The sequence below is a fragment of the Fructilactobacillus sp. YLN 2507 genome, from assembly GCF_059614085.1.
The window spans coordinates 749,652-771,654 of record NZ_CM184303.1 but is presented as its reverse complement, the minus strand read 5'-3'; the positions used below and the strand labels follow the sequence as shown (position 1 = coordinate 771,654).

The window sequence follows — 22,003 nt, the reverse complement described above, 5'->3', positions numbered from 1 at the left end:
ATGGATAATCAAAAAGTTTTAGAAACGATAGTTAAGGCAGCTGATGAACGTCGTGCTAATGACATTGTTGTATTAAATATTGAAGAATTGAGTGTAATGGGAAGATACTTCGTTGTGATGGATGCTAGCTCAGAACGTCAGGTTAAAGCAATTGCTAATAACATTGAAGATAATCTTGAAGAAAAAGATGTTAAAATTTTACATTTTGAAGGTAAGGATAAGTCTAATTGGATTTTAATGGATTTAGGCGATGTAATTGTCCATGTTTTTAAAACGGAAACACGTGAATTTTATAATTTAGAAAAGTTATGGGCTGATGCTCAACCAGTGGATATCTCAACCTGGATAACAGAGGGTTAATTATGATTTATACTGAGTTTGCCACTTTTTATGATGAGTTATTTGATAATAATTTGTATCAGAAATGGATTAACTTTGTTAGTACGAATATTAAAAAAACAGATAAAATTTTAGACTTAGCTTGTGGGACTGGGCGTTTATTAGTTTTACTAAAGCAAGCTGGCTATCAAGCGGTGGGAGCTGATTTATCTGATGATATGTTAGCAATTGCTAATGAACATTTGGTTGAGGCTGATTTTTCTGATACTCAATTGTTAAAAGTAAATATGCTTGATTTAAGTGAAATGTCAAATTTTGATGTAATTACTTGTTTTGATGATTCAATTTGCTATCTTAATAACCTGGAAGAAGTTCAGTTGATGTTCAAAGAAGTTTATCAGCACCTAAATGTTCATGGAAAATTTTTGTTTGATGTAATTACGCCATATCAAACGGATGTTAAATATCCAGGTTATATGTATAACTTTCATGATGATGAGCATGCTTTTATGTGGACTACTTATTTAGGTGAGTTTCCGCATTCAGTTGAACATGATTTAACTTTTTTTAGTTATAATAATCGAATTAAAGGTTATGATGAATATTCAGAAACTCATTTTGAAAGAACGTATGTAATGCAGGATTATCAAACAACTTTAACCAATGCTGGTTTTAAACAGGTTAAAGTGAGCGCTGATTTTGGAAATCGAGCAATTAATGATGAAACAACAAGATGGTTTTTTACGTGTGAGAAAGGCTAAGGATGACATTAACTGCAGTTGGAATAATCGCTGAATATGATCCATTTCATAATGGTCACTTGTTTCAATTAAAAAATGCCAAGCAGAAAACTAACGCAGATATCACTGTCGTAGTAATGAGTAGCAATTGGACTCAACGTGGTGAACCTGCCATATTTGATAAGTGGACGAGGGCAAGGATGGCTTTAGAAAATGGTGCCGATTTAGTAATCGAATTGCCAATTCAAGCTGCTGTGCAACCAGCTAGCATTTTTGCTTATAACGCGGTTAAATTAATTAGTACATTAAAATGCCAATTTCTTTCATTTGGTAGTGAACATCCAGAATTTGATTTTAATGATTTTAAACAATTAAAAATTAAAAAAGACTATAATCATTTTAAAAATTATCGCGAAAGTTATCCTGAAACTTTTCGTAAATTTATGTCAGAAGAGTATGGTATTAATTTAACCTTACCAAATGATACGCTAGGATTTTGGTATGCTCAGGCAGTGCAAAAGCTTAATTCTAATTTGGAATTAGTTCCCATCCAAAGACGAGAAAGCAAGCATAGTGATACAAAACTATTGCAGCATATTTCGAGTGGAAAATCGATTAGAAAAGCAATCCAAATGTGCAATTTTGATTTTGTTAAATTTATGCCCGATACTTCGTTTATTTCAAAAAAGACGCAACCATTATTTTGGGATGATTTTTGGCCTTATTTAAAGTATGAAATTAATCAAACTAATTTAACTGATTTACAAAACGTTTACCAAATGTCTGATGGATTGGAATATCGTTTTAAAAAGGCAGCAATTAAAGCTCAAAATTTTGCGGAATTTATCGAATTAATCAAAAGTAAACGATATACTTATACACGATTACAGCGACTTTGTGTTTATGTTTTATTTAAGTTAACTCAAAAACAAATTGATGATAGTTCTAGTAATATTAGAGTGTTGGGGATGAATAAAGCAGGTCAAGCTTATTTGAATCAAGTTAAAAAAGATCTTGATTTGCCTTTAATTACAAAGGTTGATAAAAAAGTATTTGATAAACTTGATTATTTAGAATGTCAAGCTGGCTTGCTAACGGGAATGATTTTGCATAATCAACAAGATTTATATCGATTTCCTGTTATAATTAAGTAAGTAGCAATTGCTATCAAGGGAAATACCTTGACATAGCCTTTGGTTGTAAGTATAATTGGATTGTTGCATTGGAGGTTATTTTTTATGAAGTGGTCTTTTGAAAAATTACAAGGGTATAAAAATGAAGCTTTCGAAGATAATGGTAAGTTAAATTTAAAGGCTGATTTAATGCAACGTTATCCCGATGTTATTTTGGATGCAACACCGTTTGAAGTGCATGCATCAGCTATCTCTGATAGTGGTGATGTAATTATTGATGCTCGTGTTAACGGATGTGTTACTGTTCCTTCATCAAGATCATTAGATTCTGTTAAACTAGACTTGAATTTTGCAATTAATGAAGTGTATGTTAATACAAAAGCCGCATTGAATCGTTATGAAAAAGATGTTGTAGTCTTAAAGGTTGATGGTGATACTATTGATTTTGATAAAGCTGTTGCAGATAATGTTATAATTAACATTCCAATGCAAATTCTTTCTCCTGAGGAACAAGATGGTAAATCAATGCCATCTGGAAATGATTGGGAAGTTATTTCCGAAGATGATTTTAATCATCAAGAGGAGGAAACAAATAAAGTTGATCCACGTCTTGCCAATTTAAAGAATTTTTATTCTAAAAATGATGACAAGGCTTAAAAATTCACTAGTGGAAATTAATTAATAAGGGAGGTTGTTATTAATGGCTGTACCAAAGAGAAAAACTTCAAAGTCTAGAAGAGATATGCGTCGTGGACACATCAAATTGACTGTTCCTGGCATGAGTGCTTGTCCTAACTGTGGAGAATTACGTAAATCACATTACGTATGTCCTAGTTGTGGTTTTTATGATGGAAAAGAAGTAGTTGCTAAAAAAACAACTAATTAATTAAAAAAGAACGTTGAAAACACCATGGGTTTTTGACGTTCTTTTTATATATTCTTTTATTGACTAAATTAGCTTTAGCAAGTAAAATTACATAAATATAAATTGAAGGTGGAACCTGCTAAAGGTAATGGTAAAAAATGATGAAATTGAATTCAGAAATAACCAAGGGATTATTTGGAATTGAAATTGAAGAGCATCGAGTTGATGTCAGCACAGGAACTCTTTCTGAATTTTCTCATAATAAAAAGCTAGGAAATCGCAGGACTCAACCTTATTTTCAAACCGATTTTTCTGAAAGTATGGAAGAATTAATCACGCCTCCTAATCCCACAATTGAAGATAGTTATCAACAATTACATAATTTGCAAAAGGTATTGCAAAGCAGTTTGAATAGCCAAGAAATTATTTGGCCATTTTCAATGCCACCTAAAATGAGTACTAATAATCTTAATTATTTAAAAAATCATTTTGAAAGGGATTGGTATGCTGACTATCGAAAGACTCTAATTAAAAAATATGGTTTATTTCAGCATATCATGTGCGGAATACATGTAAGTTATTCACCTACGGAAAAAATTATTTTGGACTATCAAAAAGAACAAAATTTTAGCGATTATCAAGAAGCAAAAAATCAATTATTATTTAATATTGCTCGGCAATTATCTGGTTATCGTTGGTTATTTACTTACTTATTTGGCGCCGCAATTCAAGATTTTAATGAAAATGACAATATTCCTAACAAAATTAAAGCAAATCATCCTTTTGTAAAATCATGGCGTTCAAGCCAATACGGATTCGCTAATCAACCAAATATTCAAGTTTCATATGATAACTTAAAAACATTTAAGAATAGTATCCAGAATTATATTAATACAGATCAGCTATTTGCTAAAAGTGAATTTTACGGACCAGTTCGCTTAAAAACATTAAAGGGCAATCCAGAAACCCAAATTGATTATTTGGAGTTTCGCATGCTAGATAATAATCCATTTTCAGCTGAGGGATTGGATATCAGAACCTTATATTTCATTCATTTAATGATTATGGATGTGTTAGTTAATTATCGACATTGGACCCAAGCTGAATTAGAAGAAAATAAAAAGTATAATAATATGATTGCGATAAGTAAACCAGAACAGCCTCTTGATACTGAATATATGATCAAGGCTAATCAATTAATTAAGCGTCTAAAAAACATTGCAACCCAAATTGATAATTATTCTTATCAATCCTCGATTAAATGGATTGAATTGATGCTTAATAATCCTGATTGTACAATTGCTGGAAAATTATTTAAAGCACAAAATGAAACCCAATTGGGAATTAAGTTAGGGATTAAGCACAAACAATTTTTTCAAAAAAATAAATTTATAGGAGTTCCTGATAAACTTACAAATATATATCAACAAATGTTATGCCAAGGAGCTATAATTAAAAAAATCACTTCAAATTCAATTATTATAGAAACTAAGACTGGAGCAATCAAAAGCATTAATAAATTATAATATTTAATTAATTTGTTAATGTTTATAGCTTGGGTGCTAGGCTTTACATTTTAATCGTGTTACAATTTACATTGACTATTATAAATTTGAAAGGAAGATATTTTTATGAATGGTGAAATTTATGGAAATACTGCTGAAATGGCCAACCGGTTAGTTGCAAAAACTTATCAAAAAGTTTGTACTGGTTTAGTGATTACAGGAGTAATTATGACACTGATGGCTGTTTTCATGACCCATTGGGTTATGTCAATGGGAATTGGAACATCACTCTTAATCTTAGTAGTTGCTTTAGGATTAATGTTTGCTTTAAGTCGTTCTGTTAGTGACGAAGGTACTAGCGCCTCAACTACTAATACGATTTACTATTTAATGACGGTTTTATTTGGAGTTTCTTTAAGTCCAGTTCTTATTTATTATGATGTAAAAACAGTTGGATTAGCAATGTTAGGTACAGCTGTAATGTTTGGTGGATTAACAATTTATGCTAATACTACAAAACGTGACTTCATTGGTTTGGGAGCTTACTTGACTTGGGGTCTTTTAGCTGTAATCGTGTTAAGTTTAATTTCAATGCTATTACGGATTCCGTCCTTATACATTATTATGGATGTAATAATGTTGGTAATTTTTGCTGTATTTATTATTTTTGATACCCAAAGTGTTAAACGTTTTGCAAGTGCAGTACAAAATGAAGAACAACTTCAAAAATATAGTACAATGGGTGCCTTAAGCATCTATCTTGATATCCTTAATATTTTCCAAATTCTCTTAGAACTTATTGGAATGGGTAATAACAAGGACTAATTTTTGAACATCTTAACTTCGGTTAGGGTGTTTTTTTATGCAAAATGTTTATAAAAGAAACCTAAAGTTTAGATTTAAAAGTCTAAACTTTAGGTTTCTTTTTTATATTATATTAATTTCCATCATGATGATGGCGTTGCTTATTAGCATTACGATTATTATTTTTTAAGGTTTGTTCATCTTGTTTTTCTTCAGTTTCAATTTTATTTTCTGTTTTTTCAATAGAATCAGAAATTACTACCTTAGGTGGATTTTTCTTAGATTCTGCTTGAATTTGTTTAATTATTCGAGGACGAACAGCATTAACAATTAATTGTTGAATGATTGCAAATAATCCTCCGATGAAAAAATAAATCCCCAGTCCAGCAGGTGATGATAATGAAACAAAGAAAATCATCAAGGGGCTAATAATCATCATTGCACCCATTTGTTTACGTTGTGCTTTAGGCATTCCTAAAATGGAAAGGTAACCTTGAACTGCATATACGATTAAAGAAAGAACGGCAAGTAATACACTTTTTTGACCTAATTGAATTCCCATAAAAACTGTGTGAGATAGTTCAGGTGAGTAGCGAATTGCAGCGTACAAAGCTGCAAAAATTGGCATTTGAATTAGAAGTGGTAAACAACCAATTCCACCAGTCATACTGATGTTATTATCTTTATAAAGCTTCATCATTTGTTGATTCAAAGCCATTTGCTCTTCTTGGGTTTTGGCATTTTTCAATAAAGCTTGAATTTTAGTCATCTGTGGCTTAATCAATGCCATTTTTTCTTGCATGATGGTTGATTTTTTCAATTGATTAATCATCACTGGTAGCAAAAGACATCTCACAATTACAGTAATGGCAATCAAAGACCAACCATAACCACCAACGTATTTTGCTAACCAATCCATCACGTGCTGTCCAGGAACTGCTAAATAATCATATACAATGCCATACGGATGACCGTGTGAATCTTCTTGAACACAACCTGTCAAGGTAAGGGCGGCAAGCCCAATCATGCTAATTAAACTAAATTTCTTTTTGTTTTTCATCTATGAAACTCCCATCTATCAAATCATAGTTATAATACTAACCTAATGCGAGTATTACTGCAATTGAATAAATTAAAATTTAACTTTAAAATTCTAAAAGATTTTGTTAATATCGGTTACCTTAATTTCAATTTTAGTGACTTTTGCATAGTTGTTTGGGAAATGATGTAGTTGCTGAATAAATTTATTTAAATTAGAAGTATTTCCTTGGATAAAAATTTTAACTTGTCCAGTCGTTAAATTTTGGACCGTTCCAGTTAAATGAAGTTCCCTAGCCAAATCACAAGTTGTATAACGAAAGCCAACTCCTTGAACTTTTCCACTAATCAAGATTGAATAGGTCTGCATTGGTATCTCTCCTTTCTAATGTTATGTTAATATTATGTTAATAATAAAATAACTAAGGAAGAAAATTAAATGGAACGAATTACATCAAAGCAAAACAAAAAGGTAAAAGAGTTAAGAAAATTAGAAAGTGCTAAAGGGCGGAAAAAGTCAAATCAATATCTAATTGAAAGTTGGCATTTAGTGCAAGAGGCCATTAATAATTTACCAAAGTCTGAAATTATTTCAATTTTTATAACAGATGATCAATATTTAGAACATGGCTCAGACTTGAACGGTTTTGATGTAGTTATGATTTCTGATGAAGTTGCGACAGAAATTGCCACTACTTCAACTACCCAAGGAATTTTTGCTTTATGCAAAATTAAAAAAACTAATTTATCAGAAGTTGAACTTAAGGGAGCATGGTTGTTACTTGATGATGTCCAAGATCCCGGTAATATTGGGACAATGGTAAGAACGGCCGATGCAGCTGGCTTTGCAGGCGTAATATTTGGTGATGGAACTTCAAGTCAGTATAATAGTAAAGTACAAAGAGCGATGCAAGGTAGTCAATATCACATTAGTTTAATTAAAGAATCATTACCAGTTGTAGTTGATAAATTTAAGTCACAAAAAACACCAATCTACGGAACCGAATTAAATCCAAAAGCAATTGATTATAAACAAATTACTCCATTAGCTAGTTTTGCTTTAATTATGGGAAATGAAGGTAATGGGATGAATGAAAATCTATTAAAAGAAACTACTAATAATTTGTATATCCCAATTAGGGGGAAAGCAGAATCACTAAATGTAGCAATTGCAGCGGCAGTGATCATGTTTCAAATTATTAAGTAGTTTGGAAAGATTGTGTTATGAAACCAAATGACTGGAAGAACGACCCAGAGTTTATGAATTGTATTTCTGATTTATTAGATTCAGATGCGGTTAAACAATTAGCAGACTATACGCAGCATCATCATTCAACTAGGTTAAAACATTGTATTTATGTTTCCTATGTTAGTTATTTACTTGCTAAAAAAATGCATTTAGATTATCGTGCGGCTGCTCGAGGTGGATTACTTCATGATTTGTTCTACTATGATTGGAGAACCACTAAATTTGACATTGGTACTCATGCTTATATGCATCCTCGAGTCGCATTACGAAATGCTAAAAATATTACTGAATTAACTCCTAAAGAAGAAGATATCATCTTAAAACACATGTGGGGATTAACCCTGGCAAGGCCTAAGTATATGGAGAGTGTAATTGTATCTTTGGTGGATGATTATGCCGCTATTAATGAGTTTATGCTGCCAGTTGAAACCCGATTCAAAAAGTTATTAAATAACAAACATGATAAGAAAAAAGAATAAAGAGGGATTGTGATGGCAAATAAAAAATTAAATACTAATGATAGTGATTGTCTCTGCTCTAAATTTGAAGAAGCTTTTACCATTCTAGGTAAAAAATGGAATGGAGTAATTATTGAGTCACTATTAATTGGAAAATCACTTCGTTTTGGTGAAATTGCAAATAAAATTGATGGGTGTAGTGATCGAATATTAACTGCTCGTTTAAAAGAATTACAAGAATGTGATATTGTGGTTCGGAAAACATCTACGGAATCGTCTTTAATTAAATATGAATTAACTGAAAAGGGTAAAGATTTGCAACCAATTATGAATTCAGTACATGTTTGGGCTGATAAATGGTGTGATGGTAACAAGTAGGTTTGACCATTATTAAAATTTGATTTATAATTTCATTAACTACTGTGAAAAAAGAAGTAGTAAGTTACGTTAATACAGAGAGATTTGTTAGCTGAGAGAAATCATAGTAACTGAATTCGCTTTTGAAGAAGTAGACATAATTTAATTAAAAAATGTCCGATTGATGTCGTTATTCATCTACGAGTGCATACTGATTGTATGAATTTGGGTGGTAACGCGAAGCTTCGTCCCTTTTTATAAGGGGAGAGGCTTTTTTTATTGAAAAAAGGGGGACTTTGTTGTGGGATTAAGAGAAGATTTAGAAACAATCAAACAAGATGGTTTGAACGAAATTCAAGCTTCAACAGACGTTAAAGCTTTAAATGAAATTCGCGTTCGATTATTAGGGAAAAAAGGACCAATTACGCAAGCTTTACGGGGAATTTCAAAATTACCAGTTGAGGAACGTCCTGTTGTTGGTAATTTTTTAAATAAAATTGGGGATGTATTGACTAAAGCTATCATTGTTAAACAAAATGAACTAGAAACTGCTAAATTAAATGCTAAATTAGCTGAAGAAAGGGTCGATGTTACTCTACCTGGCAGTCAAATTGCTTTAGGACATCCGCATGTTATTCAACAGATTATTGATGAGATTGAGGATATTTTCATTGGGATGGGTTATCAAGTATTAAATGGTCCTGAAGTTGAAGAAGACCATTATAATTTTGAAATGATGAACTTACCTAAAGATCATCCTGCTCGTGATATGCAAGATACCTTTTACATTACTAAAGAAATTTTAATGAGAACGCACACGTCACCAATGCAGGCAAGAACATTAGAAAAACATGACTTTAGCAAGGGACCATTAAAGATGATTTCCCCTGGAGTTGTTTTTAGAAGAGACACAGATGATCCTACGCACTCACATCAATTTCATCAAGTTGAAGGGATTGTGATTGATAAACATATTACAATGGCTGATTTAAAAGGAACGTTAGAAACGATGACGCACAAGCTGTTTGGTAATAAATTTAAGGTTCGTCTTAGACCTAGCTATTTTCCTTTCACAGAACCTTCAGTTGAAGCAGATATTACTTGCATGAATTGTGGAGGAAAAGGATGTGAAGTTTGCAAGGGTTCTGGCTGGATTGAAGTCTTAGGGGCCGGAATGGTTCATCCCAATGTACTTAAAATGGCCGGTGTTGATCCAAAGGAATATGGTGGATTTGCTTTTGGAGTTGGTCCTGATCGTTTTGCAATGTTGAAATACGGGGTAAATGATATTCGTGATTTTTATCTTGATGATTTAAGATTTTTATCACAATTTGATTAATTAGGAGGAACGAAATGTTATTATCATATGATTGGCTTAAAGATTATTTAAACATCAATCTTTCTCCAGAAGAATTGGGTGAAAAAATAGAAAGAACTTCTGTTGAAGTTGATTCGGTGTTTAAAAGAAGTGATGGTCTTAAAAAGATTGTCGTAGGACAAATTATTTCTTTTGAAAAGCATCCCGATGCTGGACATTTAAATATTTGTCAAATTGATGTTGGTGAAACTGAACCATTACAAATTGTTTGTGGCGCTCCTAATGTCGAAGTGGGTAAAAAAGTTGTGGTTGCTTTATCTGGTGCCAGAGTAGGCGACAACATTAAAATTAAAAAGGCAAAGATGCGTGGGGTTCAATCAAATGGAATGCTATGTGGATTAGATGAAATTGGTTTTCCTAAAGAGATTGTTCCTGATGAATGGAAAGATGGAATTTATTTTTTACCAGATAATGCTAAATTAGGTGAACCAGTTTTTGACTATCTTGGGATGAATGATTCTTTAATTGATTTAGATGTCACTCCTAATCGTGGGGATATGCTAAGTCTACGAGGAGCCGTTTACGATTTAGCAGCCGTTTTTAATCAAAAGGTTAATTTTGATGAGGATGCTGCTCGAGAAATGGGAAATGTTGAATCTAATGCAGATATTACTGCACATGTTGATGAAGAATTGGCCCCTATTTATCAACTTAAAGTAGTAAAAAATGTTGAAGTTAAAAGTAGTCCCTTATGGCTTCAAATTAAGTTATGGAACTTAGGGATTAAACCCATTAACAATGTAGTTGACATTACTAATTTAGTAATGATGAAATTAGGACAACCATTACATGCCTATGATTTAAGTAAAATTGCTAATGGTGATTTACATGTTCGTCGTGCACAAACTGGAGAAAAGATTACGACATTAGATGAAGCAGAACGGGAATTATCTGAGACTGATGTTGTGATTGCTGACACTGAAAAACCAGTTGCCTTAGCTGGGTTAATGGGTGGCTATGATACTCGGGTTACTGAGAATACAACTGATATTGTAATTGAAGCAGGTGACTTTTCCCCAGTTGCTACTCGTAAGATGGCACAAAAAGAATTATTGCATACGGATGCATCGCAAAGATTTGAACGTGGGATCGACAAAGGAAATGTCAAAAATGCTTTAAACTATGCAGCTGGATTAATTCAAGATCTTGCTAATGGAAAAGCTAGTCTTGGAGTTGTTTCTGGAAGCAATCAAGTTGTTAAGCCAGTTACTATATCAATCACTGCTAATCGAATTAATCATGTTTTGGGAACTGACTTAAGTGAAAAAGAAATTATTAGTATTTTTCATCGATTAGGTTTTGAAGTTGAAATTAACAATAATGAGATGTTAGTTACAGTACCAACTAGATGTTGGGATATTAAGATTGATGCTGATTTGATTGAAGAAGTTGCTCGAATTTACGGGTATGAAAACATTCCGGTTACTTTACCAATTACTGTTACGACTGAGGGAAGTTTTACACCTAAACAACAATTAATTAGAAAATCAAGGAAAGTTTTACTTGGTGAAGGGCTTACTCATGCCATCTCTTATTCATTAACAACGGAAGCTAAAGCAAAAATGTTTTTATTGAATGACAATAAAGAAACCAAATTGCAATGGCCAATGACTGGTGACCATTCTGTGTTACGGATGAACTTACTTTCTGGGTTATTGGATGATATTGCTTATAACCAAGCTCGTGGTGTGGAAGATGTTCCTTTATTTGAACAAGGACGAGTATTTTTCCGTAAAGCTGATGAAGAGCGTCCAACTGAAGTAGAACATATTGCTGGAGCCGTTTCTGGTTCATTAATTAAATCAACGTGGAATAAGAAAGCAGTTCCAGTAGACTTCTTTGAAATAAAGGGAATAGTAGCTAAATACCTTGAAACATTATCATTAGCTGATAAAATCTCTTATGAAGCAACTGATTTAATTCCAGAAATGCATCCGGGACAAACCGCTTTGATTAAACTGGATGATGAAGTAATTGGGTTTGTTGGTCAAGTTCATCCATCTACTGATAAAGCGTTTAAAATCAAGCCAACTTTCGTTTTTGAAATTGATCTTGATAAGTTAGTTGATGCAAAAAAACGGGAACAACAATACCAGCAGGTTAGTCCGTACCCTACGATTAGTCGTGATATTGCAATGTTAATTAATGAAAACATTACTAATGAACAGGTTTATGATATTATCAAGCGTCGTGGTGGTGCATTCTTGAAGCACATTAATTTGTTTGATGTGTATGAGGGAGAACATGTTCCAACAGGGAAGAAATCGTTAGCTTACTCATTAACCTTTGAAAATTCTAGAGAAACCCTTAAAGATGAAGTGGTAAATAAAGCAATTGCTAAGATTACTAAATACCTTCAGGATGAACTCAGTGTTGAGATTAGATAGTTTCAATTTAGAGAGGAAACTTATAAATGGTAACTAAAAAGAGACCTATTATTATTGGTGTAACCGGTGGCTCAAGTAGTGGTAAAACGACAGTTAGTAAATCAATTTTACAACGTTTATTAGGCCATTCAATTAGTATTATTCAGCAAGATTCCTATTATAATGATCAAGCTAATGTTCCAATGGAGGAACGTAAAAAAGTTAACTATGATCATCCCGATGCCTTTGACAATGATTTATTGGTGGATCAATTACAAGATTTGTTGAATTATAAAGCTATTCAAAAACCACTTTATGACTATACTCAGTTTACTCGTAGCAATGAGACACAGTTGCAAGAACCCACAGATGTTATTATTCTTGAGGGAATTTTAATTTTAAATGATAAGCGACTTCGTGATTTAATGGATATTAAAGTTTTTGTTGATACAGATGATGATATTCGCTTAATTCGTCGGATTCAACGTGACATTTCTGAACGTGGACGTTCATTAGATTCGGTCATTCAACAATATTTAGAAACAGTACGTCCTATGTATCATCAATTTGTAGAACCAACCAAACGCTATGCTGATATTATTATTCCACGTGGTGGAAAAAACATTGTCGCAATTGATTTACTAGCTACTAAAGTTCAAGCAATTTTAGGAAACGATAATTCGACTTCTTTGATGGATTATTAATGATTTTGTTTGAAAAGTTTTAAGTTTAATGTTAAATTTTAAATTGAATAAATTAATGAGGTGTTTAAATGGCTGAAGATATATATCCAATGACCAAAGATGGTCAAATTAAGCTTGAAAAAGAATTAGAAGATTTAAAAACAAATCAACGTCCACATGTAATTGAACAAATTAAAATTGCTAGAAGTTATGGCGATTTGTCAGAAAACTCAGAATACAAATCAGCAAAAAATGAACAAGCATTGCTTGAAAGTCGAATTAATACGGTAGAGCATATGCTTCAATTTGCACAAATTGTAGATGATATTCAAACTGCTTCTGATGAAGTTAGTGTCGGTAAAAAAGTTACATTTAAAGAATTACCTGATGAGGAGCCAGAAGAGTACCAAATCGTTGGTGCTGCCGAAGCTGATCCACTTGCCGGAAAAGTATCAAATGATTCCCCAATTGCTCGAGGACTTTTAGGTCATAAGGTTGGCGAAAAAATTGATATTGAGATTCCTGACGGTGTTATGCATGTTGAAATTTTAAGTGTTAATTAAACATTAAAAAAGATGTTAGGCAACTGCCTAGCATCTTTTTACTTAATCTTAATTTAAGGATATTGCGGAACCGTTCTTATAATGGGATAATTAAACTAATTGTTTAAATAAAGAAATTAATTTAATTTAAAATTATATGATAAAAGGAGTAACTACTGTGGGTAACTTTTTTGGAAAATTTTTCAAAAAGCGGACACGTTCGACTAGGCAAACTAATGAGTCAAATACCATTCCGTTTCGTTTGAATTTGATTTTTTTAGTGGTTGGTTTATTGTTTGTTATTTTGATTTGGAAACTTGCTGATTTGCAAATTATTCAAGGTAATTATTTTAAGTCAACTGTTAATCAAAGTAATAACTACGTTAAATATGGGAATGTCCCAAGAGGAAAAATTTATGACTCAGCTGGGAAGCTGATGGTAGGTAATGAAAGTCAACGAGCAATTACTTATACTAGACTGCCAAGCGTATCTTCAAAAGATATGTATCAGACGGCAACCCAATTGGGTAAGTATATTACTGTTCCTACTAATAAATTAACCAAAAAACAAATTGCAGAATACTATTTAGCAAATCCTAATAATCGCACTGCTGCTGAAAAGAAAATTAATGGTGCCGATGATATGGCTCCTGACAAACTTCAAAAAGTTGAAATCAATAAATTTGTAGCAGGTGAAATCACCCCAATTACTGATAGTATGAAAAATGCTGCTGCAATCTTTAACTCAATGAGTGGTGCTTATACACTTTCGACAACTTACATTAAGTATAATCATGTTTCTGCTAAAGAACTATCATTAGTTGGAGAACATCAATCTGAATTACCAGGAGTAGAAGTGGGAAGTAACTGGACTAGAAATTACCCACAAGGAAAGGAAGTTAAAACGGTTACTGGTTCGGTTTCTTCAAATAAGTCTGGGCTTCCAGAAAATCGTGTAAATAGTTTGTTAGCTCAGGGATATTCCCAAAATGAATCAGTTGGTACCAGTGATTTGGAATCCCAATATGAACCCGTCCTTAAAGGATCCAAATCACAAACTAAAGTTAAAGTTAACAGTAGTAACCAAATTGTTTCGCAAATGGTTAAATATCCTGGACAAAGTGGTGATAATTTACAACTAACAATTAATTCCAAATTCCAAAATGATTTACAAAGAATCGTAAAAAAGGACCAAGCGGGTGGATATGCAACTGGAACTTATGCGGTCGTTATGAATCCTTATACTGGAGGAGTAATTGGAATGGCAGGAGTTGATCGTGATCCGAAGACTAATAAGGTTAGTCAAAATGATATGGGAGTAATTAATCGGCCAATCACAATGGGTTCAGTTGTTAAACCGGCGATGGAATCGGGAGCCTTAATGAAGGGAATTATTACTCCGGAAAACAGTGTTCAAACTGATCAACCCATTAAAAATGGTGGTGGAATTAAGTCATCTTGGTTCAATACTAATGGAAGTCATAATATTCAATTGACGGCCCAGGATGCTTTGGAAGTTTCTTCAAACTCATACATGATGCAATTGGCAATGAAAGAAGCTGGGTATAAGTATGTTCCAGGAGCAGCTTTAAACATGAATCCAGCAATTTTTGAGACCCTCAGAAATAATTTCAAACAGTTTGGATTAGGGGTTAAAACGGGAATTGATTTGCCAGGAGAATCAGCTGGAATTGAAGGACCAACTGGGTTTGCAAATATTGGTAAGGCACTTGATGAGTCTTATGGTAACTATGATGGATATACGACAATTCAATTAGCCCAATATGTAGCTACCATTGCTAATGGTGGTTATCGGTTAAAACCTCAGTTAGTGCAAAATATTCGGGGAAATAACAAAGCAAACAATAAATTAGGAGCGATTAAAGATACTGTACGACCTAAAGTTTTAAACCACATCCCAATGACACAGGCACAACGTGACGTAATTCTTCAAGGAATGTATCAAGTAGTTCATGGACATAGTCCTTATCGAACTGGTGAATTGATGAATACATTGAAGCCTGAAATTGCTGCTAAAACTGGGACCGCTCAAACTTTTTATGATGGTAATCAAACTACTACTCTTAGTTTAATTGCAATGGCACCAGCCAAAAAACCTAAAGTAGTTATTGCCTTAGCCATGCCAAATATGCCTGCTGAATCTGGTGGAAATAATGGTCAATTAGCAAGCGACATCCTAAATGCGTACTGGAAAGATGTTGAAAAAGCACCAAAATAACCGTCAAGTATAAATACTTAACATTATTTTGATTAAATTGGTAGAAATTATTAAAAAAAAATGTTATGATTATTTATGTTATTATTGATAAATTAAAAAAGCATCTGTTTGGAGGTATTTACCATGCGTGTACACATTACATTAGAATGTACTGAATGCCACGAACGCAATTACTTAACTTCTAAAAATCGTCGTAACAATCCCGATCGTTTAGAATTAACAAAGTACTGCCCTCGTGAAAGAAAAGCAACTTTACATCGTGAAACAAAATAAAGGTTTTGAGCCTCGTGCTCGAAATCTTTTTTATTAGGATGGAAAAATGGAAAATGAAAAATGAAATTCGAAAATCGGTTTTAAAGCGAATGAAATCAAGGTTTACAAAACCTAATGATTCATTGTATGAACGATTGTTTAAAGTAAGTTATTGGAAAAAAGCTAAAGTCATTGCTGTAACCATGAGTACTGATTTTGAATTAGATACCATGCCAATTATAAAAAAAGCTTTATTAGAGCATAAAAAAGTTGTTATTCCGAAAACCTTTTCACACCGAATAATGAAATTCTATGAATATCAATCAATTCATAGTTTGATAAGAAGTAGGTTTGGTATTCTAGAACCAATTGATAATCAAAAATCAGTTGTTAAAAATAAAATTGATTTAATCATTGTTCCTGGAGTTGCTTTTTCTCAAGTTAATCATCAAAGAATTGGATATGGGGGTGGTTTTTATGATTATTACCTTAAAGACTATTATGGAACTACCGTTAGCTTAGTCCGAAGAATTCAATTAGTTACATCCGAATGGCCAACTGAATCGACAGATATTGCAATTCAGCATTTGATAATCGAGGAAGAAAATCATGAAATATAAATTACAGGAAATTCCAATTGTGACTTACTTATTAATTATAATTATGGTTAGTTATTTTATGATAATGACTTTTGCTGGTGGAAGTAGTAATAGTCAAGTATTAATTGATTATGGTGCTGAATATAATCCACTAATTAAAGCTGGAGAAATCTGGCGATTAATTACTCCTATTTTCATTCATATTGGCTATCAACATTTAATTTTAAATTTAATTGTTTTGTACTTTTTAGGAAGGATTATTGAACGGTTCTTTGGCCATTTACGCTATTTAATTATTTTTTTAGGTTCTGGAATTACTGGCAATTTGATGAGTTTTGCCTTTGAATCAGGTATTTCAGCTGGTAGTAGTACTGCAATTTTTGGTTTATTTGGAGCTTTTTTTGTTTTATACTTAAATTTAAAAAATAATTTATTCATTCAACATAATGCTAAAACATTTTTGATTTTTATTGTCTTTAATTTTATTTTTGATTTATTTATTCCTTCAATTAGCATAACTGGTCATTTAGGGGGATTAATTGGTGGTTTTTTACTAAGTTCAATTATAGGAATAAAAGGATTTAAGACTTTAAATAAAAAATGGATAATTTTTTATGCAAACGCTTTAATTATTGTTATAATGGTATTGTATTATATTGGTTTGAATCGTTGACACAAATAAGAAATTTATTTAGGATGATAACTATGTATGAAAAATTTATATGATGTACAACAGCTTTTGAAGCAATTTGGGATTTATGTTTATGTTGGTAAACGAATTTGGGATATTGAAGTCATGGCTTTAGAATTAGATCATTTACATGAAGCAAAGGTTATTTCTAATCAAGAATTTGTTTCCGCTAAGTTAGTTTTAACCCATGAGCATAAATTCGAAGAAAATAAATTAAAAAAACAAAATGATATTGGAGGTTTATAGTTATGGCAAAAAATTTAATTGGGATTGATTTAGGTGGGACAACCACTAAAATGGCTTTTCTTAACGAAGAGGGTGAAGTTTTAGAAAAATGGCGGATTTTGACTGATATTAATGACAATGGAAGCCATATTGTCCCTAACATTATTAAGTCAATTAGCAAACACATTGAAGATTCTGGTAAAACAACTGATGATTTCATTGGAATTGGCATGGGGACTCCTGGTGCTGTTAATCGTGAAGACGGCACAGTATCAGAAGCTTTTAACTTAAATTGGAAAACTACCCAACCAATTCGAGAAGAAATTCAAGCTGGATTAGGGCTTCCCTTTGACTTAGATAATGATGCTAATGTTGCATCATTAGGTGAATATTGGAAGGGCGCTGGTAGCTCTGAAGATGATGTTGTCTTTGCTACTCTTGGAACTGGAGTTGGTGGTGGAGTGATTGCTAATGGCAAATTACTTCATGGAGTAAATGGTGGAGCTGGAGAAATTGGTCATATTACAGTTCAACCTAATGGTTATCTATGTACTTGTGGAAAAAATGGTTGTCTTGAAACATATGCATCTGCTACTGGAATCGTTCGGGTAGCTGAAGACATGTCTAAAAATTTCAACGGAACTTCGCGCTTGAAAGAATTAATTGATGACGGTGATGAAAAAATTACTTCAAAGCTAGTATTTTATCTTGCAGATAATGGTGATATTTTAGCCAACCAAGTAGTTGACAAAGTTTGTTTCTACTTAGGAATAGCACTTTCAATGATTGGAAATACTTTAAATCCTGCAAGTATTATTATTGGTGGAGGAGTTTCTAATGCTGGGAACACATTGTTACAGCCAACTACTAAATATTTCCAACAAAATGCGTTTCCATCAGTTCGAGATTCTACTAAAATTAAATTAGCTGAACTTGGAAATGATGCAGGTGTAATTGGTGCTGCTTCGATGGCATTACAATTTAGATAAAAACACTAAAGAATGGAGTAGGTTTAAATGACTGGTTTTGCTAGTTTTTTGAATTCAATTACCATGATTTTAGTGGTAGTTGTAATTATAATTGCTATTTGGATTGCAATACATTATTTTAATGTGTTTCGAACTAAACGATATGCTAAATTTCTTTCAGAAGATGACTTTAGACAAGGGATTAGAAAATCCCAAGTAGTTGATTTAAGGGAAGCTAATGCTTTTACAAATGGCCATATTATGGGAGCCAGAAACATTCCTTATTCGACTTTTAAAAACTTTTATACAGATCTCCGTCCTGATTTACCAGTCTTTCTTTATGATCAGACGAAGACCCTTAGTATGCGAGCAGCTAAGTTTTTAAATAAAAAAGGTTTTACTAACATTTCCATTTTGGACGAAGGTTATCAAAAATGGGATGGGAAAATAAAAAAGGGCTAAATATTCTGATTTTAGTAAAATAAAACCCCAATCACAACTTTACTTAAATTGTGATCGGGGTTTTATTATTTTAGCCTAAATGTGAAGAACCAGATTTTCTTAATGACTTTTTGCGATTTTCTTCAGTTTTTTGTTCTTGTGATTCAATTGGTTCAACAACTGCTTTTTTAAATGAAAATAAAACTCCAGCAGTTAGACCAATCATTGTGGCAACACCAGTTGCAAAACCTTTTCCAAATTTATGCATAATTGACAGACCTCCATATTATTATTTACTTGTTCATTATGCGTTATTTGCGTTAATATATCCAGTATCAACTATTGATTTAAAAAGGAATAAATATGAAAAAAATACTAATTATTGGTGGTCCTACTGCAGTTGGAAAAAGTAACTTAGCAATTAAATTAGCTAAGCAATTCAATGGTGAAATTATTTCTGGAGATGCACTACAAATTTATCGAAATTTGGATATTGGAACTGCTAAAACTCTTTTGGCGGATCAATCAGGAATTAAACATTATCTAATTGATACAAAAGATATTTCAGAGAAAAATAGCGTTGTTGATTTTGTTAGTGATGCTAATAAACTTATTCAACAAATATCAGATAAGGGAAAATTACCCATCATTGCTGGAGGAACTGGATACTATATTCAGGCATTAATTAATGGACTAGCTTTAGGGGGGGAAAATAGTTCTGATAGTCAAGTTAAGAATGAATTAGAACAAGAATTATCTAATAGTAGTAGTGTAAAAATGTGGGGACAGTTGAATAAAGTTGATCCTATTTCAGCTGCTAAAATTTCACAAACAAATTCTCGAAAAATCATTAGAGCTTTAGAAGTTTATCGTGTAACTGGGAAAAAGTTTTCCGAACAAAAAAATCAACCACCACAGTATGATGCCTTAGTTATTGGTCTGAATTGTAATCGTAATTTATTATACCAACGAATTAATCAACGCGTTGATTTAATGATGGAAAATGGTTTACTACAGGAAAATGAGTGGTTATATTCTAATGGTGGTGCTAAAAATCCTGCTGCAAAGGGAATTGGTTATCGTGAATTTGATGCTTACTTTAATGGTAATCAAAGCTTATCTGCTACAATAGATACAATTAAACTTGACTCAAGACATTATGCTAAACGTCAATTAACTTGGTTTAGAAATAAATTAAATACAACTTGGTTTAATTTAATTGAACATCCTGAAGACATGAAAAAAATTGAAGTTTTAATAAATAAATGGAGATGATTTTTTGAATATTGAAGAAATGTGTAATCAGACAATTAATTTATATCGTCAGTTAGATGCAAAAAAGCAAATTATTTGGAAAGGTAATAATCATTTAGCAGCAGTTTTAGTTTCGTTAGATATTCACTTAGGTTCATTAGCTGAAGTTTGTGGCTTAGATGATACTAAAATTGATGGAATCACTGAATCTTCAAACGATTTACGGTTAGAAAAATTAATTGTAGTAATAAGAGATTTTATTTTATTATCAAGTATTTGTAATTGGAATGACAACCTAAGTTTAAGCGAAAAAGAAGAACAACGTTTATCTATTTTAACCAAGGATAACAAAAGTCAGTTAGACGTGCTTTACTTATCAATTAAAAATATGCTTTTGAAAGCATATTATCAAAAAGATGAAATTGCTTTTCATCATGCCTGGGTTTTATTAATGAAATGGGCAAAAACAGATTTAAATTTCACAAATTTAGATCTACAAACAGCCTTTAAACAAAAAATAGAAAAAGATGCAAATCTTATCTGATTTACTATTGACTTAATGGTAGATAATTCATATAATTGTTAATGTTCTGTAAAGGAACATTATGTCGCAGTAGCCCAGTTGGATAGAGCAACGGTCTTCTAAACCGTAGGTCGAGCGTTCGAGTCGCTCCTGCGACATTATTAAGAGACAAGTGCTAGTTGCATTTGTCTTTTTTTATTTGACTTTTATGTAATAATCCGATAAAATATGGATGTTGTACTTGTGAACTCTCACAGCTACAACCGCACATTCTGAGTATTAAGTCCATTTATATTGGCGCTCAGCTATGGCGAGTCTAAGCATATTAATTTAAGGAGGTGCATGTACATGTACGCAATTATCGTTACAGGTGGAAAACAATATAAAGTTTCTGAAGGTGAATCAATTTTCGTTGAAAAATTAGATGCAGCTGCAGGTGACAAAGTAACTTTTGACCAAGTTGTATTTATCGGTGGGGACAACGCTAAAGTTGGTACTCCATTAGTAGACGGTGCTTCTGTTGAAGGAACTGTTGAAAAACAAGGTAAACAAAAGAAAATCACTATTTTCCGTTACAAACCTAAGAAGGGTTCTACTTCTAAAAAGGGTCATCGTCAACCTTACACTAAAGTTAAGATTGAAAAAATTAACGCTTAATTATTATGATTAAAGCAAAATTTAGTTTTCAGAATCATCTCATTTCTGGATTTACGATATCTGGTCATGCTGATTCTGGAGAATTTGGGCATGATCTTGTTTGTGCGGCTGTTTCAGTGCTTTCAATTTCAACAGTTAATGGATTAAGTCAAGTTGCTGGAATTAAACCATTAGTTGATCAGGATAACGAAAACGGTGGATATTTGGCTGTAACCATTAATGATTCAGACATTGATAATATTCAAGTACAAACATTATTGTTATGCTTTGAAAATGGTATGCGTGATATTGCAATGCAATATGACAAATACATTAAGATTAAATAATTTTTAATATGGAGGTGTATCGCACATGCTTAAAATGAATTTACAATTCTTCTCTCACCATAAAACCGGTGGTTCATCATCTAACGGTCGTGACTCAGCTGGTCGTCGTTTGGGAACTAAGGCTGCTGATGGTTCAACTGTTACAACAGGTTCAATCATTTACAGACAACGTGGAACTCACATTTATCCAGGTGTTAACGTTAAACGTGGTTCAGATGATACTTTATTCGCACTTACTGATGGTGTCGTTCGTTTCGAACGTTTAGGTAGAGACAAACGTCAAGTTTCTGTTTATCCAGAAACTGCAACTGCAAATAAGTAAATAAAAATTTGAGACTCGCTTAATCGTGAGTCTTTTTTTATGCAATTAG

Annotated in this window: 29 protein-coding genes, 1 tRNA gene and 1 other annotated feature; of the genes, 27 read left to right on the top strand and 3 right to left on the bottom strand. The window is 32.4% G+C overall.

The genetic code is table 11. The features are described from left to right. The 7 genes from rsfS (at position 1) to AC0GLY_RS04025 (ending at position 5,407) form a co-directional block, all read left to right on the top strand. Positions 1–360: a ribosome silencing factor gene (gene rsfS, locus AC0GLY_RS04055; RefSeq protein ID WP_496610917.1), complete on the top strand. Its 360-nt coding sequence runs from the start codon at positions 1–3 to the stop codon at positions 358–360. 2 nt (positions 361–362) lie between these two features. After that, a complete protein-coding gene (locus tag AC0GLY_RS04050) occupies positions 363–1,100 on the top strand; it encodes a class I SAM-dependent DNA methyltransferase (RefSeq protein ID WP_496610916.1) in 738 nt (245 codons plus the stop codon). 2 nt (positions 1,101–1,102) lie between these two features. Further along, positions 1,103–2,233, top strand: a complete 1,131-nt coding sequence (locus AC0GLY_RS04045; RefSeq protein WP_496610915.1) for a nucleotidyltransferase — start codon at positions 1,103–1,105, stop codon at positions 2,231–2,233. 84 nt (positions 2,234–2,317) lie between these two features. Further along, positions 2,318–2,869: a DUF177 domain-containing protein gene (locus AC0GLY_RS04040; RefSeq protein ID WP_496610914.1), complete on the top strand. Its 552-nt coding sequence runs from the start codon at positions 2,318–2,320 to the stop codon at positions 2,867–2,869. A 43-nt stretch (positions 2,870–2,912) separates the two neighbouring features. Next, positions 2,913–3,098 (top strand): 50S ribosomal protein L32, encoded by a 186-nt coding sequence (gene rpmF, locus AC0GLY_RS04035; protein WP_496610913.1) that lies wholly within the window; start codon positions 2,913–2,915, stop codon positions 3,096–3,098. A 137-nt stretch (positions 3,099–3,235) separates the two neighbouring features. Then, positions 3,236–4,603: a glutamate--cysteine ligase gene (locus AC0GLY_RS04030; RefSeq protein ID WP_496610912.1), complete on the top strand. Its 1,368-nt coding sequence runs from the start codon at positions 3,236–3,238 to the stop codon at positions 4,601–4,603. Between the two features lie 105 nt (positions 4,604–4,708). Further along, entirely contained in the window at positions 4,709–5,407 is a 699-nt protein-coding gene (locus AC0GLY_RS04025) for a Bax inhibitor-1/YccA family protein (protein ID WP_496610911.1), read from the top strand. Between the two features lie 112 nt (positions 5,408–5,519). Here AC0GLY_RS04025 and yidC read toward each other — a convergent pair whose 3' ends face one another. Both yidC and AC0GLY_RS04015 read right to left on the bottom strand, forming a co-directional pair. After that, positions 5,520–6,446, bottom strand: coding sequence for a membrane protein insertase YidC (gene yidC / locus AC0GLY_RS04020; RefSeq protein ID WP_496610910.1), 927 nt, complete (start codon positions 6,444–6,446; stop codon positions 5,520–5,522). Between the two features lie 93 nt (positions 6,447–6,539). After that, positions 6,540–6,794 (bottom strand): acylphosphatase, encoded by a 255-nt coding sequence (locus tag AC0GLY_RS04015; RefSeq protein ID WP_496610909.1) that lies wholly within the window; start codon positions 6,792–6,794, stop codon positions 6,540–6,542. Between the two features lie 69 nt (positions 6,795–6,863). Here AC0GLY_RS04015 and AC0GLY_RS04010 point away from each other — a divergent pair, with 69 nt between their 5' ends. From AC0GLY_RS04010 to AC0GLY_RS03945, 14 genes are all read left to right on the top strand, one after another. Then, complete coding sequence (locus AC0GLY_RS04010) at positions 6,864–7,631, top strand: TrmH family RNA methyltransferase (RefSeq protein WP_496610908.1); 768 nt, start codon at positions 6,864–6,866, stop codon at positions 7,629–7,631. A gap of 17 nt (positions 7,632–7,648) precedes the next feature. Next, positions 7,649–8,152 (top strand): HDIG domain-containing metalloprotein, encoded by a 504-nt coding sequence (locus AC0GLY_RS04005; RefSeq protein WP_496610907.1) that lies wholly within the window; start codon positions 7,649–7,651, stop codon positions 8,150–8,152. Between the two features lie 12 nt (positions 8,153–8,164). After that, positions 8,165–8,509, top strand: coding sequence for a winged helix-turn-helix transcriptional regulator (locus AC0GLY_RS04000; RefSeq protein ID WP_496610906.1), 345 nt, complete (start codon positions 8,165–8,167; stop codon positions 8,507–8,509). 280 nt (positions 8,510–8,789) lie between these two features. Beyond that, a complete protein-coding gene (gene pheS / locus AC0GLY_RS03995; RefSeq protein ID WP_496610905.1) occupies positions 8,790–9,827 on the top strand; it encodes a phenylalanine--tRNA ligase subunit alpha in 1,038 nt (345 codons plus the stop codon). A gap of 14 nt (positions 9,828–9,841) precedes the next feature. Beyond that, entirely contained in the window at positions 9,842–12,253 is a 2,412-nt protein-coding gene (gene pheT, locus AC0GLY_RS03990) for a phenylalanine--tRNA ligase subunit beta (RefSeq protein WP_496610904.1), read from the top strand. A 26-nt stretch (positions 12,254–12,279) separates the two neighbouring features. Further along, positions 12,280–12,936, top strand: coding sequence for a uridine kinase (udk, locus tag AC0GLY_RS03985; RefSeq protein WP_496610903.1), 657 nt, complete (start codon positions 12,280–12,282; stop codon positions 12,934–12,936). Between the two features lie 68 nt (positions 12,937–13,004). Then, positions 13,005–13,478 (top strand): transcription elongation factor GreA, encoded by a 474-nt coding sequence (gene greA, locus AC0GLY_RS03980; protein WP_496610902.1) that lies wholly within the window; start codon positions 13,005–13,007, stop codon positions 13,476–13,478. 157 nt (positions 13,479–13,635) lie between these two features. After that, positions 13,636–15,696 carry a peptidoglycan D,D-transpeptidase FtsI family protein gene (locus AC0GLY_RS03975; RefSeq protein ID WP_496610901.1) on the top strand — a complete coding sequence of 687 codons (2,061 nt, stop codon included), beginning with the start codon at positions 13,636–13,638 and terminating at the stop codon, positions 15,694–15,696. Between the two features lie 123 nt (positions 15,697–15,819). After that, entirely contained in the window at positions 15,820–15,969 is a 150-nt protein-coding gene (gene rpmG / locus AC0GLY_RS03970) for a 50S ribosomal protein L33 (RefSeq protein WP_014081923.1), read from the top strand. A 53-nt stretch (positions 15,970–16,022) separates the two neighbouring features. Next, positions 16,023–16,568, top strand: a complete 546-nt coding sequence (locus tag AC0GLY_RS03965) for a 5-formyltetrahydrofolate cyclo-ligase (RefSeq protein ID WP_496610900.1) — start codon at positions 16,023–16,025, stop codon at positions 16,566–16,568. Then, on the top strand, positions 16,558–17,220 hold the full coding sequence (locus AC0GLY_RS03960; RefSeq protein ID WP_496610899.1) for a rhomboid family intramembrane serine protease: 663 nt from the start codon (positions 16,558–16,560) through the stop codon (positions 17,218–17,220). The genes AC0GLY_RS03965 and AC0GLY_RS03960 overlap by 11 nt, the downstream gene beginning before the upstream one ends. A gap of 36 nt (positions 17,221–17,256) precedes the next feature. Beyond that, the gene (locus AC0GLY_RS03955) at positions 17,257–17,484 is read left to right on the top strand and encodes a YqgQ family protein (RefSeq protein ID WP_496610898.1); all 228 of its coding nucleotides are present in this window, start codon (positions 17,257–17,259) and stop codon (positions 17,482–17,484) included. 2 nt (positions 17,485–17,486) lie between these two features. Continuing rightward, positions 17,487–18,452, top strand: coding sequence for an ROK family glucokinase (locus AC0GLY_RS03950; protein ID WP_496610897.1), 966 nt, complete (start codon positions 17,487–17,489; stop codon positions 18,450–18,452). A 27-nt stretch (positions 18,453–18,479) separates the two neighbouring features. Continuing rightward, positions 18,480–18,893: a rhodanese-like domain-containing protein gene (locus AC0GLY_RS03945; protein ID WP_496610896.1), complete on the top strand. Its 414-nt coding sequence runs from the start codon at positions 18,480–18,482 to the stop codon at positions 18,891–18,893. A 70-nt stretch (positions 18,894–18,963) separates the two neighbouring features. On the opposite strand, the gene AC0GLY_RS03940 is transcribed toward AC0GLY_RS03945, so the two are convergent. Then, the gene (locus AC0GLY_RS03940; RefSeq protein WP_496610895.1) at positions 18,964–19,140 is read right to left on the bottom strand and encodes a DUF3042 family protein; all 177 of its coding nucleotides are present in this window, start codon (positions 19,138–19,140) and stop codon (positions 18,964–18,966) included. 95 nt (positions 19,141–19,235) lie between these two features. Between AC0GLY_RS03940 and miaA the strand changes: the two genes are divergently transcribed. The 6 genes from miaA to rpmA all read left to right on the top strand — a co-directional run bounded on the left by miaA (position 19,236) and on the right by rpmA (position 21,954). Further along, a complete protein-coding gene (gene miaA / locus AC0GLY_RS03935) occupies positions 19,236–20,147 on the top strand; it encodes a tRNA (adenosine(37)-N6)-dimethylallyltransferase MiaA (RefSeq protein ID WP_496610894.1) in 912 nt (303 codons plus the stop codon). 4 nt (positions 20,148–20,151) lie between these two features. Then, positions 20,152–20,670, top strand: a complete 519-nt coding sequence (locus AC0GLY_RS03930; protein ID WP_496610893.1) for a hypothetical protein — start codon at positions 20,152–20,154, stop codon at positions 20,668–20,670. A gap of 63 nt (positions 20,671–20,733) precedes the next feature. After that, a tRNA-Arg gene (locus AC0GLY_RS03925) sits at positions 20,734–20,807 on the top strand. Positions 20,808–20,900: 93 nt separating this feature from the next. Continuing rightward, positions 20,901–20,977: a sequence feature (ribosomal protein L21 leader region), on the top strand. 20 nt (positions 20,978–20,997) lie between these two features. Next, positions 20,998–21,306, top strand: a complete 309-nt coding sequence (rplU, locus tag AC0GLY_RS03920) for a 50S ribosomal protein L21 (RefSeq protein WP_496610892.1) — start codon at positions 20,998–21,000, stop codon at positions 21,304–21,306. Positions 21,307–21,311: 5 nt separating this feature from the next. Then, positions 21,312–21,632, top strand: coding sequence for a ribosomal-processing cysteine protease Prp (locus AC0GLY_RS03915; protein WP_496610891.1), 321 nt, complete (start codon positions 21,312–21,314; stop codon positions 21,630–21,632). A 25-nt stretch (positions 21,633–21,657) separates the two neighbouring features. After that, on the top strand, positions 21,658–21,954 hold the full coding sequence (gene rpmA, locus AC0GLY_RS03910) for a 50S ribosomal protein L27 (protein WP_496610890.1): 297 nt from the start codon (positions 21,658–21,660) through the stop codon (positions 21,952–21,954). Positions 21,955–22,003: the final 49 nt, after the last annotated feature.